The following is a 14,130-nucleotide window of genomic DNA, read 5'->3' as shown; positions in this document are numbered from 1 at the left end:
CACCCGCTCCTTGCCTTCCTCTCGAGCCCGCCGGCGCCTGGCGGCTGGTGACGCAGTGGCGCGGCAACGGACCGTCCCTGGCCAACACCGCCGGCAACTGGCCGTTGCTCCCGGGGACGACTCAGCGCCGATGGCGCGTTCAAGTCGGACGCCCAGGCCAGGCCGGGAGCGGATTTTTCAAGACGGCCGCCGGGACGGGCCCTCATCCAGGATGGAGCCTGAATTCCTCAGCCCATCCCAATCGAAGGTCCCCATGAAATTCAGAGTCGCAGTGTCGGTGATGACCTCTCTCTTCCTCTTTGGCTGTGGGGAGACCCCGGTCAAGGACACGGCGGAGCCTGAGGCGGTGGGCTCGCTCCCCCAGGGCGTCACGGTGAACGAGAACCCGGGCTTCCTGGTGGCCTACAACGTGAACTACGAGAACCTGCCCAACCCCGGTGAGAACCCGTGCGAGGGGGACTGGCAGGACCTCATCTATTACATGAAGGACCAGACGTACTCGCCGGACGTCTTCATCGTCCACCAGATGAGCGGCGCGGGCCAGGCCGGCAACCTCGCTCAATACATGCAGCAGAACCTGCCCGGGCTGTATGACTTCATCATCGCCGAGGCGAACCCGGACTCCCAGCTCAGCCCCTGCGGCGAGGCGAAGCGCTACCAGACCAACGCCATCATCTACCGCACCGGCCGCCTGGAGCCCATCGCCGGAACGCGAGACACCTGGCAGGCCGACAAGGGCGCCAATGGCGCGTGCGTGCTGAATGGCCAGTCGCGCTCCATCGGCGTGCGCATGGCCTTCAGGGACAAGATTACCGGCAAGCGGGTCATCCTCGGGTCGACGCACTGGCCGACAGACCAGGGCGGCCCGGCCTCGGACCCCGCGTGCGCGGAGGTCAACATCCAGCGCACGGACGCCAGGGTGCGAGGCACCGGCACCGCCGACCTCATCATCTGGGGCGTTGACTCCAACGAGGGGGACCTCAACTCCAGCGGCGACTTCAAGCAGTGGTACAACCAGGCGAACAGCCAGCTCTCCAGCACGGTCAACTACGGCTGGAACGACCCCATCTACGAGGTCTGCGGGGGGAGCAAGGCGTGCCTGGGGGACAACTGGACGGGAGGGGGAGGGGGGCGCATCGACTTCCTCTTCTTCAACGCGGCGGCCCGCTCGTCCTCGGGCCACACCGTCACCTATGACGAGGGCGACGCCGCCGACCGCAAGTTCACCGGCTCGGACAACCCGCTCAACTACTCCGGCCACCGCGCCATCCGGGCCCGCATCCACTACCCGTGAAAGGGGCTGGCGCCGCGACCTTGGAGCCCCTGGGTGCTCGGGGGTTCGAGGCGCGACCAGGACGGCCGGGCAGGCGCTTGCCGCCTGTGCAGCCGAGCACTCCACTTCGTGTAGCGGGCTGCACACCCGGTGGGGGCGCGGGGCGGCGGCCGGGCCCATCCCCTCGGAAGGAGGGGGGCTTCCCGGCTGGCCCTGTTGGTGCATTGCTGAAACTCCATGTGCCGGGAACGCGCCGCCACCCCTTTTCACGGCCTTCGCGCCGCCCAGCCCAGCGAGCACACCCGCTGGCTGGCGGAACCCGATGAGCCCGCGCTGCGCGAGCTGCTCCACGCGCGCTACGCCGGGAGCTACTCCTACCGCTTCCTCCATGAGCCTGGAGGGGCCTCGCGGCTCTGGAGGGCCGGCGCGCTGCTCAGCCTGGGGGAGTTCGACGCCCGGGGCACGCTCCTCTGGCACACGGGGCTGTGGTGCAAGCCGGGGCGGGACTCCCTGGACTCGGGGCTCTCCATGGCTCTGCCCAGCCGGCGCACCGCCATGGACCGCTCCGAGCACGAGCGGCTGTGGAGCCACCTCCTGGAGCGGCTCGAGGCGCGCGTGGGCTTCCTGCACCAGCAGACGTCCACGCTGCACCTCATGGCGCAGCGCTACGCGTCGCGCTTCATGCGGGCCGTGCCGGTGGGCCTCATCGTCGACTACACCGAGGGGGAGACGCTGGTGGGGGTGGAGGGCTCGGGCCTGCCGATGCAGGCGCTGGCGATGACGACGGTGCTCGCGCCGCTGCCTCCGCGCCGGCGCTTCCTGCCCGCGGGGCCGTGGGGGGAGTGGCTCGCGTCCATCCTCGCCGCCTCGGGCCTGCCGGGGACGGTGGAGTTGACGCCGCTGGAGCGCCGCCCTCGCGCCGGGGGCCTCGTGCTGCGCCCGCTCGACTGGAACGAGTCCCTGCGGCTCGAACGGCGGGAGCTGGTGGGGCCTGCCGGGGAAGGGCAGGGGGCCACGGCGCTCCCGTCCTCGCGGGCGCGCGTGGACCTCGTCCACCTGTCCATGGGCGAGCCCCAGCGGGTGGCCGAGGCCACGCCCGTGCTTCTCGCGGCGGGCTACCTGCCGACGGGCCTCCGCCCGCGCCTGGACGCGCCCGACGACATCGTCTTCCAGCACCTGCCGGCGCCGGAGCGGGCGCGCGAGGCGGTGGGGCGGGCGCGGCTGGACGGCGAGGCGGCCCGGGCCCTTTGGAGCGGATGGGTGGAGCGATGCGCGCGAACTTCATAGACACGCTCCTCGCGCGACTGGACGGTGAGGTGGCCACCATCTGGGCCACGGTGCTGCTGCGCATCGACGCGCGGCCCGACGTGGCGCGGCTGCGCGGGGCCTTGCGCGCCCTGGTGCGCGAGAGCGAGCGCCTCAACGTGGCCTGGGACGACGCGCGCGGTGCGTGGGTGCCCGCGCCGCGCACGGACGAGGCGGTGGACGCGGCCCTGCTGGAAGGCGCCGAGCCGCTGGGCGAGCCCGAGGCGGTGACGCGGGTCATCAACACCCGGGTGGACCTCGCGAGGGACGTGCCGCTGCGGCTGCACCTCCACCCCCTGGCCGATGGCGCGCCGGGCCCGTGGCTCTTCGCCATCCAGCTCCACCACGCGATTGGGGACGCCAAAGCGCTCGCCCACCTGCTGGAGCGGCTCTGGCTGCACTGCGCGGGGCGCGCGTCGGAGTCGCCCCCGCTGGGCCCCTCGACGCTGACGGATGGCAAGGTGCTGCTCGCGGCGCTGCGCGGGCCGGGCCGGGTGCTGGGCCTCGCGAGCCCCCGCCGCCGGCTCCTCGCGCAGCGGGGCCTGGGCCTGCGCCGCAGTGGAGACACCGCGGGCCGCTCGTTGATGGCGACGGCGCGACTGACACTCCCGGCGGGCCGCACGGACGTCCAGGCCTCGGAGGTCTTCTTCGCCGCGCTGCTGGCGGGCGTCGCGCTGCGCGAGCCCACGAAGGACGGGCTCATCCGCCTGCGGGTGCCGGTGGACCTGCGGCGCATGCTGGGGCTGGGGCGGATGCTGGGCAATGGCTGCTCGACGGTGCCGCTGGAGCTGCCCCTGCGGGAGGTCCGCGCCCGGCTGGAGGACGCGCCCGCCCTGGCGGCGCTGGTGCGCGAGGCGCTGCGGCGCGTGCTCGACGAGGGCGTGCACTGGACGACGGCGCTGGAGTGCATGGCGGTGGCGCGGCTCGCCCCGGGGCCCGTGCTGCGGCGCAACGCGCGCCCCGGGCTGGTGGCCGAGCCCCGCACCAACACGCTGGTGGCGACCTACCTGGGGCGGCTCGACAAGCACTTCGTGGACGCGCCCTTCCGCATCCACTCCATGCGCAGCCACACGGCCACCTGGGGCGCGACGGGCCTGGGCTTTGGCGACACGCTCAACATCAGCACGGCGACGTTCGAGGGACTGTGGACCCGGGGCGAGCTGCGCGACTTCACCGAGCAGCTCGCGGGCTGGGCGTCCTCGGGCTTCGGGCTTCCGGCGGAGGTGGTGGGACCATGAAGGGGCCTGGCGACGCGCCCGCGCTCTACCTGGGCTTCATCTCGCTGCACCTGCTGCTGGGGCACCTGGGCTCCAGCCTCGTCTACCGCCTGCGCTTCGGCCGCAGCCCGCTGGCCTACCGGAGCACCGGGGCCGACTCCGCCCACACGCGCCTCACGCGGCGCATCAGCGGCGCCTCGCTGGTGTGGGCTGGCTCGGTGGTGGCGGCGGCGCTCTGGCCGCGCTGGTCCGAGCTGCCCTGGGGCCGGCCCCTGCTGGCCCTTCCGCCGGAGGTGGGCTGGGCGCTGGGCGTGCTCGGGCTGGTGGGCATGCTGGCGGCGCAGTACGGCATGGGCGCGACGTTCCGCATCGGCGTGGACGCGGGGGAGGCCCCGCCCGTGCTGCACGAGAGAGGACTCCACCGCTACTCGCGCAACCCCATCTACGTCTTCTCCTACCTGTACCTCGTGGGCGCCTCGCTCTGGGCTCCGTCGCTGGTGACGCTCGGGGCGTGCGCGGGGCTGGGGGGGCTGTTCCACGGGCTGGTGCTCCAGGAGGAGCGCTACCTCTCCGCCCGCCTCGGCGAGGCCTACGCGCGCTACCGCCAGCGCGTCCCCCGCTACCTCTAAAGGCCCCATGCAGCCCGCCCTCGCCCCCGCCTCCGCTTCACCCGCCGCCCCCGCCGGGCCGGGCCCCTCCCGCGACGAGCTGGTGGAACTGCTGCGCATCCGCCCCGCGCGGGCCCTGGGCATGGCGGCCCTCCACCTGGGCGTGTGGGGGCTGGCCGGCGTGGGGCTCGCGCACGTCAGCGGCTTCTGGCTGAAGCTGCCCCTGTGGCTGCTGGCGGCCCTGGGCGTCATGGGGCTCATCCAGCTCGACCACGACGCGTGGCACGACACCCTCTTCCCGAGGCCCTGGCAGAACCGCCTCTTCGGCAACGGGCTCAGCCTGCTCGTGGGCATCGCCTACGAGCCGATGCGGCACGACCACCTCGCGCACCACCGCTGGAACCGCACCGAGAAGGACCCTGACGCCTACAACGCGGGCCGCCGCTCGCCCGGGCTGTGGGCACTCTTCTACGCCACCGTGCTGCTGGGCCTGCCGCTCAGCCTCGTCTACTTCAACGTCCTCTACCCGGTGCAGTACTTCGACGCCGCCCGTCTGCGCCGCCATGCGCGGGTGCTGCTCGGCTACGGGGCCTTCTACGCGCTGCTCTTCTGGCTCCTGGCGGGCCACGGGCTCCTCGGGGGCGCGGTGGAGTGCTGGCTGCTGCCGGTGCTCTTCGCCAGCCCCCTCAACGGGCTCAAGTCCATCTCCGACCACCACGCCAACGTCTGGCGCGGCGACCGCTTCCACACCGCGACGACGGTGCGCAGCACCCGGCTCGTCACCTTCCTGTGGAACGGCCTCAACCACCACCTGGACCACCACCTCTACCCGCGGGTGCCCGGCTACAACCTCGCGCGGCTGCACGCGCGCCTGCGCCCCGAGCTGCTCGCGCGCGGGGCCCCCGTCTTCGACAGCTACCTCCACGTCATGTGGCGGGCCCTCCTGGCCGGCCCCATGGTGGTGGAGGAGGACGTGCGACTCGTCACCCTGGAGCGAAAGCGCCCATGAACGCCCTGCGCCGGCTGTACGCGGACATCCGCTACGAGGACGGCCGCTGGCCGCTGTCCCGGTGGGACCTCAACCTGCGCTACATCACCAAGAGCCTCCTGCACCTGCCGGAGCCGCGCTCGGCCGGAACCGGGGAGCACTTCGCGCGAGTCGCCCGGCACCTCGCCTCGGGGAGCTGGCGGCACGCGGGCGCGCCGGAGCTCCGGCTGAGCGCCGTGGGCGACATGATGTGGATTCGCAGCGGCTTCCACCGCGCCCTCTCTCCCGGCGTCCGGGAGGTGATGGCGGGGGACGCGGTGGCCTTCGCCAACCTGGAGACGCCGGTGGACCCGGCGCGGCCCGTGCCCCGGCTCGTCTACGAGACGCTCCACTACAACGCCCCGCCGGACTACCTCGCGGCCTGGGAGGGCACGGCGCGCCACCGCGTCTTCTCCCTCTGCAACAACCACGCGCTCGACCAGGGCGCCGAAGGGCTGGAGCGGACCCGGGGGACGGTGCTGGCCTCCTCCCAGCACCGCTGCGTGGGAGGCCCTCGGCCGGAGGACGCGGTGGCCGCCCTGGAGGTGGACGGGGTGCGGATGGGCATCGCCGCCGTGACGTATGACATCAACCACCTCGTGGGGGCGCCGCCCGCCGGGGTGCCGGTGACGCGGCTGGGCAGCCCCCTCCACGCGCCGGACTGGGAGCGGCTGGGCGCGCTCATCGACACCGCTCGCGCGGTGGGGCCGGACCTGGTGGTGCTGATGCCGCACTGGGGCTTCGAGTACGAGTACTGGCCCGAGGCCCTCCAGCGCGAGCACGCCCGGAGGCTCATCGAGCGCGGGGCGGACCTCGTCCTGGGCTCCTCGCCACATGTCCTCCAGCCAGTGGAGTGGGTGTCCATCGACGGCGCGGACGCCACCTGCCCCACGCAGGTGCGCCGGGGCGGGCCCGCGCGGATGGGGCTCATCGCGTACTCGCTGGGCAACTTCCTGAGCATCATGCCCACGCTGGGGTGCCAGACGGGGGCCGTGCTGAAGCTCGCGTTCGCCCGGGACGCGCGGGGCGTGCTCCAGCCGGTGGATTTGCGCGCGGTGCCCACCGCCTGTGGACGGGGCCTCGGAGGGGAGGGGTTCCTCGACGCGGGCGTGGTGCGCCTGGACGAGCTGCCCCCCCAGCGGGCGGCGCCGCACCTCGCGCATGCCCGGCGGACGTTGGGCGCGCTGCTTTCGGACCGGAGGGACTGAGGATGTCGTCGATTGAGGAGCAGTTGGAGGCGCTCACCGTCGGGATGGCGCGGCAGGTCGCGAGCTGGCTGCCGGCGGTGACGCCAGAGCGCTACATGGCGTTCCTCGACATGATGTACCACTACACGCGGCGCAGCGGAGACCGGCTGCGGCTCGCGGCCGAGCGCGCCACGCTCCCCGAGCTGAAGGCCTTCTTCGCGGAGCTGGCGGGGGACGAGCAGTCGCACTACCTGCTGGCCCAGGCGGACCTCGCGGCCTTCGGGCGCGAGCCCTCGTCCGACACGCCTCGCGAGGTGGCCGACTTCCACGCCTTCTGGGAGGGAATCGGGCCGGAGCGGCAGCTCGCCTTCCTGGGCGCGCTGCGCGTGTTGGAGGGCGTGGCGCGGCACCTGGGAGGCGAGGCCCGCCAGGGGCTGGGGCGGCTCGGGCTGGAGCGGACGAAGGCGCGCTTCATCCTCGTCCACCTCGACGTGGACCTGGAGCACGGCGCGCGGGCCCAGGCGCTCTGCGCGGCGCTGGGGGCCGGGCACCCGGAGCCGCTGCTCGAAGGGGCCCGGCGGGCCGCCGACTTCTGGGTGGCCATCCACCGCGCGGCGCTGGCCGGCGAGGCGCGGCCGTGAGCGGGCGCCACCGGACAGAAAAACGCCCTGCTTCCAGAGATTCAGGAAGCAGGGCGATGACCCCGACAGGAATCGAACCTGTGGCCTGCGGTTTAGGAAACCGCCGCTCTATCCAACTGAGCTACGGGGTCGGACGACTTGAGTTGCGGAACTCCGTGGTCTTCAACAGCGCCCGTTATAGCAAGCGACTGTCCGCGCGCAACGAGTCTGACGCGCTTGCCGAACCGGCTCTGTTCGACCGTGATCTGACGCCTACCTGAGGAAAGCCGAGGCGGCCGAGAAGGCCGCCTCCGAGGCGGTCCTCATGGGTCCGGAGCTGGTGGCCCGCTTCCTCGCCCACCCCAAAGCCGAGGGGCGCACCTAGCGCTACCGCCGGAATGTGCGGACGTACTTCGCCCCGAGTGGAGCGGGTGCTCCGTGGCCCGTGTGACTCGCGGTACGCCGTGTTGCGGGTTGTGGGGTTGGAGGAAGGCGCCCAGTCCGGAAGAGACTGGATGCCAGCGGAGGCTTCCGCCATGGCTCTTATGCCGCGGCGCGGGCGGGAGTTGCCCTTTGGAGGGCAGACCACCGTCCAACCGGGGAAGTAGGTATACAACCGGGGTGGCTCGGGAACCTGCTAGGTTGTACCCGAGGTGAGCCGCCTGATGCCCCTGCACGCGGAAAACTTTCAGGTGTACCCGGAGGCGCTGGGGCCCGGCACGGAGGTGGGCACTTGGCGCGTGGTGGAGCGGCTGGGAGTGGGCGGCTTCGGAGCCGTGTACCGCGTGGAGGACATGGCCCGGCCCGGCGAATTCTACGCGTTGAAGCTGGCGCTTCGTCCTGGTGACGAACGTGCCGAGCGTGAAGTCGCGCTGCTCATGATCAAGGCCGTGCACCGCAACGTGGTGCGCTTACACGCCTGCGGCAGGTGGCCCCATCCGCAGACGGGCTACCTCTACTTCGTCATGGATTGGGTGAACGGCCGGCCGCTGGACACCTGGGCCGAGGAGGTAAATCCGAGCTTCCGCGAGCTGGCGCAGTCCGCCGGCAAGGTGGCTCTGGCCTTCGATGCGCTCCACCGGGCGGGAGTGCTGCACCGCGACCTTAAGCCCGCGCACATTCTCATACGGGAACCGGATGGCGAGCCGCTGCTCATCGACTTCGGCATCGGGGACTACGCGGGCGCGGCCACCATCACCGAGCAGACGGTGCCCCCGGGCACCTTGCTCCTGCGCAGCCCCGAGTCGGTGCGCTTCCACCGGGCGAACCACGGACGTCCGGGAGCGCGGTACGAGTACCAGCCCACCGATGACCTGTACGCACTGGGCGTAAGCCTGTACAGGGCGGTGACAGGGCACTACCCGTTCCCGCCGCACCTGCCGCCCGACATGCTGTACTTGGCCATCGAGGGGCAGACGCCCCCGGCGCCAGCTGACTTCAACCGGCGCACGCCTCGGGCGCTCAGCGGCGTCATCATGCGGCTGTTGGCGAAGAAGCCGCAGGATCGCTACCCGACGGGGACCGAGCTGCACGCGGCGCTCATGGCGGCGGTGAGCTTCGGCAAGTCCGCGGCGTGGGAGGCCAGCCTCTTCGAGTGGGACGAGGAGCAGGGCACCGAGCTTGACCCCAGCACTGCCCACCGACGTCGCATCCGCCGGCCAGAGTGGCCCACGTACTCCGGCACGCCACCCGCGCCCAGGTTGGTCATCGCCCCCGCCTTACCCTTCGTCCGGCAACCGGACCGGCGAGACGTCGTGGATCTGGGGCAGGAGCCGCCAGTAGAGGTGCCTCCAGTACAACAGCGGCTGCACTCGCCGGTGCTGGTGGTGGCCGTGCTGCTCGCGGGGATGGTGGGCCTGGCCGCCTGGGGGATGCGGCTGCTGGAGGGCGGAGCTGCATCCGATGCCAAGGTGCCCTCGTCACCGTCCAACGTGGTGACGCGCTCCGCACCTCTCCGTGAAGTAGCGCCAGTGGAGGCGCTACCGGAAGCTGCCCCTGCCACAGCTCCGCTCATGGTGGAGGCAACCGCTGTGGCCGCCGCGCCTCTCGCGGCGCTGACGAAAGAGGATGCACCCGTGATGAAGGAGTCGAAGCCGTCTGCCAGCGCGTTGAAGAAGGTGGGGATGAAGGCCATGGGCGTTGCGGGCGCCTGTCTCAACCTCGCCTGTTCCGGCCCCCAGGTTCGTCCGACTCCGCCACCGGAAGAGTGCCCGCCGGGCGCTCTGGAGGCGATGAAGGAGCTGGGCATCGAGCTGGGGGACACCCGCGTCTTCGTCTTCGATGTCATCAAAGGCGAGCCCCACGTCATCACCGTGCGCGAGGGGAACACCACCGTGCGGTTGGGACAGGGCTGGGAGGGACTCCGGAGCGGGTCGCTGCTCTACGGCAAGCTCTACCTCTCCGAGCGCGTGTATGGCCGCTTCACCTGGGCGCGGACGAACCAGGGCCGCACGTATCCGGTGTGCATTGAGCTGCTCAGCAGCAGCAGGGAGCGCGGCCTGGAGCGCAAGCCCGGAAGTGAAGCCGACTTCGCCCGTATCTGGACGACCGGGCGTGCGAATCCCGTGAACCGCTTCGAGTGAGGGTGATGCCCCCCATGTCCGCTTCATACTCTGCCGCGCTGGTAGCGCTCACCGTGCTGATGGGACTGCCGGCCAGCGGAGAGCCGCCTCTCCCCTCATGGAATGCAGGCGTGCGGCAGCTCGAGCTTCCGGCGGAGCCCACTGGTGACGAGCCCGAGCTGCACATCAGCCCGGGGCTGTCCACCACGCTGGCCTTTGATGTGGAGCTGCTGCGGGACAAGGAAGGCAAGGACACGGTGGCGCTGGAGAAGCGGGAGTCCTTCATCCTCGTGGACGCCGGCCAGGCCACACTCCGGCTCCTCCCCTCGGACGCGCTGAAGAGCGGAGAGCGGCTTCGACTCGTGGTGCGCTTCAAGGACGGTGCGGCCCCCGCTGGCGCGGCCTTCACGCTCGTGGTGCATCCGGCTCGTGCAGAGCGGCTGCTGGATGTGTACCGCACCACCCGCACCGCCGCGTCCTACCAGCGGGAGGCGAAGGAGGCGAAGGTGGAGGCGCAGCGGTGCCAAGAGGAGCTGGAGCGGGAGCGGGCCGAGCGCGGAGGACCGGGAGGACTCGTGGGACTCATCGTCACCAAGCAGATGGACAACACGGGGGTATCGACCCGCTTGCTCAACGAAGCCGTCACGAAATTTCCCGGAAACGCACTGGTGACGCTGGAGGTCTACAGCTACCGCTCTGCCGGCAGGGTGGCGGTGGAGCTCGTGATGGAGAATCCGCAGGGTGTGCAGCCATGGGCCACGGCGGGGGCGCTGCTTACGAGCAGAACGGGCGTGGAGCTGAAGATCCTGCCGGTATGGCAGCGAGGTCCCTTTGAAGCGGACAGAAATCTGCAACACATCCTGGTGGAGGCGGTGGCGACAAAAGAGGAGGCCCAGGGGCCCTTCACGCTCAAGTTGTGGGAGGCGGGTACCGGCCGCACCATCACCCTGTCGGGAGTTTCATTCCCGTGACGCGCGCCGACGAGCACGGGCATGGAGCCGAGGGCTAAAGAGGTCTGACGACCTCCGGGTGTCCTCACCGTTGCCGGTGCATGACACCCTCGTGAAGCCCAAGCCCCTCCGGCCACTGCCGGGTATCACGGAGACGCGGGCGCAGCAGGAGGGGGCGCGCCCTCCTCCCGCTGCAAGGGGGCCTCCGGTCCGCCGGCTACCGTCTTCCTCGCGGCCCGCTTCGCCTGGGGCTTGCGCCTGGCCGTCTTGCTCGCGCTCGTCCTGGTGCCGGGAGTGGCCGATGGCCTGGGCGAAGTCCGGGGTTCCAGCCTCACGTCCTCCGCGTCCCCTGGAAGCGGCTCCGAGCTATGGCGTTGTGCGGCGCCCACAGGTGCCGTGCATCAGCTTCACCCCTGATGACCCGGCGGATCTGCTGGCGCCGTGGTATCCGTACGGCGGATGACGTGCCGGACTGCTTGAAAGACGGACGGGTATTGTGCTCGGCGGTGGTCGCGAACCCGGGCGTGAGCGATTGGGTGGGATGGACCTGCGCGAGGGGCTCAGGAGGAGTCGGAGGCGCGCAGGCGCTTCCATTCGTGCGGCAGCAGCTCTCCGATGCGCGAGTCGGGGTGTGTCTGCACCCGCAGCAGCACGTCTGCGAGATACTCCTCCGGGTTGACGTCGTTGGCTTCGCATGTGGCCACCAGCGCGTAGAGGCTGGCCAGGTTCTCTCCCGCAGCCTCGTGGCCGACGAAGAGAAAGTTCTTCCTTCCCAGCGCTGCCTTTCTGAGCGCCGCCTCTGAGCGGTTGTTGTCCAAGGGCAGGCGCTCATCGGAGACGAAGCGGCCCAGGGCGTCCCATTGCTTCATCGCGTAGGAAATGGCCTGCCCCAGCGGCCCCTTCGGCGGATGCCGCGGAGCCTGCTGCTCGAGCCAGGCGCGCAGCTGCCCGAGAACGGGCGAGCTGTGCCGCTGGCGCAGCTCGCGGTGGGCGGCCGTGCGCACCACATCCGCCTCGCGCGCCTGGGCCTCCACCCGGTAGAGGGCCAGGATGAGGTCCATGGCCTCACGTGCTTCGGGAGCGGTGGCGAGCGCGTCGAAGAAGCGGCGACGCACATGCGCCCAACATCCAACGCGGGTGCGCCCGTCGGGCAGCGTCACCGGGTTGTAGCCGGTGTACCCGTCCACCACGAGCGCGCCCGTGGTGCCTCCCAGCACGTCCAGGGGCGTCTTGCCCGCACGCCCCATGCTGAAGCGGTAGCCGATGAGCCACTCGCCCTTCTCGTTCTGGGTGAGGAAGGTCCAGAGGTAGCCCAGACGCGTCTTCTTCACGTCCAGCACGCGCAGTGGCGTCTCGTCGGCCCACACCACCTCGGCGGACGCAATGCATTGCAGCAGGTGGCGGGACAGCGGCAGCAGCACCGAGGCGGACAGGTGGAAAAGGTCCGTCAGCGTGCTGCGACTCATCGGCACGCCGCCCCTCTCAATGCGCTGGGCCAGCCGGTGCAGCGGCATGGCGTCGGCGCACTTGGACGTCACCACGTGGGCGAGGAAGCCGGGGCCGTACTCGCCTTTGTCCACCACCTTGGCGGGCGCGGGCGCCGTCACCACGCCTCCACCGCACTTGCACGAGAGGACTTCCTGCACGTGCACCTGCCGCTCGAAGCGGGCCGGCAGGTACTCGTACACCTCGGTGGTGCGGCCCTTGCCCAGCAGCTTCAAGTCCTCGCTGCCGCAGGCGGGGCAGTGCCGCTCCTCAGCCGGGACGGTGTGGTGAATCTCACGCGTGGGGCACGCCTCCGCCCTGCGGGCCGCGCGCTCTCGTCGCTTCTTCAGCGCCGCCTCGTCCCGTGCCGCCTTCGACTCCGCGCTCGCCTCTTCCCCGCGCAGCTCGGCTGCCACGGTCGGCAGCTTCTCCGCCCTCTTGCCGAACACGTGGCGCTGGAGGGCCGCCATCTGGCCCTTGAGGGTGTCCAACTCCCCGCCGATGCGGCCCACCTCGGCCTTGAGCTCCTCGGCTTCCTCGCGCCAGAGGCAGTGGTGGTCGAGTGGCAGCGGACGGGGCACCCGCGAGGAACAACCCGTCGGGTGGGCCATTGCCTGCGTGACGTGCTCAGCTCCCTGGCCGCCCTGGGGGCGTCCAGGCGGGCTGGCGCTTCACCTCGGCCACGTCGATACCGTCCAGCAGCATTGCCAGCTGCGTGGCGTCGAGCGCGACGGACTGCGCGTCGGCGTCCACCGGCGGCAGTCGGAAGCGGCCCGTCTCCAGGCGCTTGTAGTACAGGACGAAGCCGCCCCGGCTGAAGGTGAGGATTTTCACCCGGTCTCCTCGCCGGCTGACGAAGGCGAAGAGGTGGCCCGAGTAGACGTCCTCGCCCCAGCCGGTGCGTACCAGGGCCATGAGCCCGTCTATCGACTTGCGCATGTCCACCGGCCCGGTGGCCAGCAGGATTCGCACCGAGGCCGGCAACGTCAGCACGCCGCACGCCCCAGCGCCGCCACCAGTCGCGCCACGTAGTCGACGTCCGTGTCCGACGCGAAGCGCACGCGCGCCCCACTGACGGTGAGCACCTCCAACGGCATCCCCTCCGCCATGGGCGCTCCGCTCATCTGCACGGGCAGCAAGCGCACGGGCGGCTCCGCCTCAGTACTCACCTGGCGCCGACGCCGGTACACCCACGACTGCAGCGTGCTCAGCCGCAGCCCTCGGCTTTCGGCGAACTCCCGCTGCGTCTGCCCGCTCGCTTCGAACTCCTCGGCGACGCGCGTCCACTCCGGCTTCTCAGCTCTCTTCGGCACCCGACAAGGGATGACCTGACTTGCTCATCCCCTCAAGGCCCTGCGGCACGTCGTCCGTCGTACGGATACGGCGCCGTGCATCCGCCAGGGCCAGGATCGCGACGACGGAGCGGGGCGCCTGCCGGTCGGCCTCAGCGGTCGGCATGTCGTTGTTGGCGAGAAGCTCGGCCAGAAGCTGGGCTCCGTGCAGGGCGTGCTCCAGGTTGGCCAGCTCCAGGTTGAGGCTCACCACCTTCTCCTCGTAGAGGTGAGCCGGGGTGTCATCCTCGTCGTTCATGGTGTCCTCCAGGACGCACGTGCACGGCAGGCCCGGAGAGGCCCTCGTGGCGCGCGTCGTGAGCGCGTCCCGCAGGGCGCAGATTGATGGGGAAGGTGCTGCAACGGTAGGGACCGTCACGGCTCTTATACCGTTCACCGAGGTGAACTTTCCGACCGTGTCCTGCTTGTTTCCAATCCTAGCAGTGGCAGCACTGTCCGCAGACATGGTCTTGGGTGCCCTTGCCCGTAATGACGGCGGAGAGGTAGTCGCCTGTGCCCTCTTGGAAGAGGGCTTTCTTGTCTGAACTTAGGCCCCCCTTGAACAG

The 14,130-nt window shown here is 70.9% G+C and carries 13 protein-coding genes and 1 tRNA gene; 9 read left to right on the top strand and 5 right to left on the bottom strand.

All coding sequences use genetic code 11. The features are described 5' to 3' along the window. Positions 1-253: 253 nt before the first annotated feature. The 7 genes from OV427_RS49060 (at position 254) to OV427_RS49030 (ending at position 7,258) form a co-directional block, all read left to right on the top strand. Positions 254-1,294 carry a hypothetical protein gene (locus OV427_RS49060; protein WP_267863175.1) on the top strand — a complete coding sequence of 347 codons (1,041 nt, stop codon included), beginning with the start codon at positions 254-256 and terminating at the stop codon, positions 1,292-1,294. A gap of 216 nt (positions 1,295-1,510) precedes the next feature. Then, entirely contained in the window at positions 1,511-2,560 is a 1,050-nt protein-coding gene (locus tag OV427_RS49055) for a hypothetical protein (RefSeq protein WP_267863174.1), read from the top strand. Further along, complete coding sequence (locus OV427_RS49050) at positions 2,542-3,816, top strand: hypothetical protein (protein WP_267863173.1); 1,275 nt, start codon at positions 2,542-2,544, stop codon at positions 3,814-3,816. Before OV427_RS49055 ends, OV427_RS49050 begins: the two co-directional genes overlap by 19 nt. Continuing rightward, positions 3,813-4,424: a methyltransferase family protein gene (locus OV427_RS49045; protein WP_267863172.1), complete on the top strand. Its 612-nt coding sequence runs from the start codon at positions 3,813-3,815 to the stop codon at positions 4,422-4,424. The genes OV427_RS49050 and OV427_RS49045 overlap by 4 nt, the downstream gene beginning before the upstream one ends. Before the next feature lie 7 nt (positions 4,425-4,431). Beyond that, on the top strand, positions 4,432-5,412 hold the full coding sequence (locus OV427_RS49040) for a fatty acid desaturase family protein (protein ID WP_267863171.1): 981 nt from the start codon (positions 4,432-4,434) through the stop codon (positions 5,410-5,412). Beyond that, on the top strand, positions 5,409-6,638 hold the full coding sequence (locus OV427_RS49035) for a CapA family protein (protein WP_267863170.1): 1,230 nt from the start codon (positions 5,409-5,411) through the stop codon (positions 6,636-6,638). Before OV427_RS49040 ends, OV427_RS49035 begins: the two co-directional genes overlap by 4 nt. Before the next feature lie 2 nt (positions 6,639-6,640). Beyond that, complete coding sequence (locus OV427_RS49030; RefSeq protein WP_267863169.1) at positions 6,641-7,258, top strand: iron-containing redox enzyme family protein; 618 nt, start codon at positions 6,641-6,643, stop codon at positions 7,256-7,258. A 57-nt stretch (positions 7,259-7,315) separates the two neighbouring features. Here OV427_RS49030 and OV427_RS49025 read toward each other — a convergent pair. Then, a tRNA-Arg gene (locus OV427_RS49025) sits at positions 7,316-7,389 on the bottom strand. 513 nt (positions 7,390-7,902) lie between these two features. On the opposite strand from OV427_RS49025, the gene OV427_RS49020 reads away from it, so the two are divergent. Together OV427_RS49020 and OV427_RS49015 are read left to right on the top strand one after the other, a co-directional pair. Then, entirely contained in the window at positions 7,903-9,819 is a 1,917-nt protein-coding gene (locus tag OV427_RS49020) for a serine/threonine-protein kinase (protein WP_267863168.1), read from the top strand. Positions 9,820-9,833: 14 nt separating this feature from the next. Continuing rightward, positions 9,834-10,769 carry a DUF2381 family protein gene (locus tag OV427_RS49015; protein WP_267863167.1) on the top strand — a complete coding sequence of 312 codons (936 nt, stop codon included), beginning with the start codon at positions 9,834-9,836 and terminating at the stop codon, positions 10,767-10,769. 539 nt (positions 10,770-11,308) lie between these two features. Here the strand turns inward: OV427_RS49015 and tnpC are convergent. From tnpC to OV427_RS48995, 4 genes are read right to left on the bottom strand one after another with little or no spacing between them, the layout of a single operon-like run. Beyond that, entirely contained in the window at positions 11,309-12,802 is a 1,494-nt protein-coding gene (gene tnpC, locus OV427_RS49010) for an IS66 family transposase (protein WP_420718390.1), read from the bottom strand. Between the two features lie 58 nt (positions 12,803-12,860). Continuing rightward, positions 12,861-13,226 carry an IS66 family insertion sequence element accessory protein TnpB gene (gene tnpB / locus OV427_RS49005; protein ID WP_267856678.1) on the bottom strand — a complete coding sequence of 122 codons (366 nt, stop codon included), beginning with the start codon at positions 13,224-13,226 and terminating at the stop codon, positions 12,861-12,863. Beyond that, entirely contained in the window at positions 13,220-13,546 is a 327-nt protein-coding gene (gene tnpA / locus OV427_RS49000; RefSeq protein WP_267863165.1) for an IS66 family insertion sequence element accessory protein TnpA, read from the bottom strand. The genes tnpB and tnpA overlap by 7 nt, the downstream gene beginning before the upstream one ends. Continuing rightward, positions 13,530-13,823 (bottom strand): hypothetical protein, encoded by a 294-nt coding sequence (locus OV427_RS48995; protein WP_267863164.1) that lies wholly within the window; start codon positions 13,821-13,823, stop codon positions 13,530-13,532. The genes tnpA and OV427_RS48995 overlap by 17 nt, the downstream gene beginning before the upstream one ends. Between the last annotated feature and the right edge of the window lie 307 nt (positions 13,824-14,130).

Source organism: Pyxidicoccus sp. MSG2, assembly GCF_026626705.1.
Taxonomy (GTDB): domain Bacteria; phylum Myxococcota; class Myxococcia; order Myxococcales; family Myxococcaceae; genus Myxococcus.
The sequence above is the reverse complement of the archived record's forward strand: the minus strand, read 5'-3'. Positions and strand labels throughout refer to the sequence as shown.

Coding starts and splice junctions, on each gene's coding strand:
- OV427_RS49020 (WP_267863168.1), top strand. CDS start 7,903: ATGCCCCTGCACGCGGAAAACTTTCAGGTGTACCCGGAGGCGCTGGGG.
- OV427_RS49040 (WP_267863171.1), top strand. CDS start 4,432: ATGCAGCCCGCCCTCGCCCCCGCCTCCGCTTCACCCGCCGCCCCCGCC.
- OV427_RS49035 (WP_267863170.1), top strand. CDS start 5,409: ATGAACGCCCTGCGCCGGCTGTACGCGGACATCCGCTACGAGGACGGC.
- OV427_RS49050 (WP_267863173.1), top strand. CDS start 2,542: ATGCGCGCGAACTTCATAGACACGCTCCTCGCGCGACTGGACGGTGAG.
- OV427_RS49060 (WP_267863175.1), top strand. CDS start 254: ATGAAATTCAGAGTCGCAGTGTCGGTGATGACCTCTCTCTTCCTCTTT.
- OV427_RS48995 (WP_267863164.1), bottom strand. CDS start 13,823: ATGAACGACGAGGATGACACCCCGGCTCACCTCTACGAGGAGAAGGTG.
- OV427_RS49055 (WP_267863174.1), top strand. CDS start 1,511: ATGTGCCGGGAACGCGCCGCCACCCCTTTTCACGGCCTTCGCGCCGCC.
- OV427_RS49015 (WP_267863167.1), top strand. CDS start 9,834: ATGTCCGCTTCATACTCTGCCGCGCTGGTAGCGCTCACCGTGCTGATG.
- OV427_RS49045 (WP_267863172.1), top strand. CDS start 3,813: ATGAAGGGGCCTGGCGACGCGCCCGCGCTCTACCTGGGCTTCATCTCG.
- OV427_RS49030 (WP_267863169.1), top strand. CDS start 6,641: ATGTCGTCGATTGAGGAGCAGTTGGAGGCGCTCACCGTCGGGATGGCG.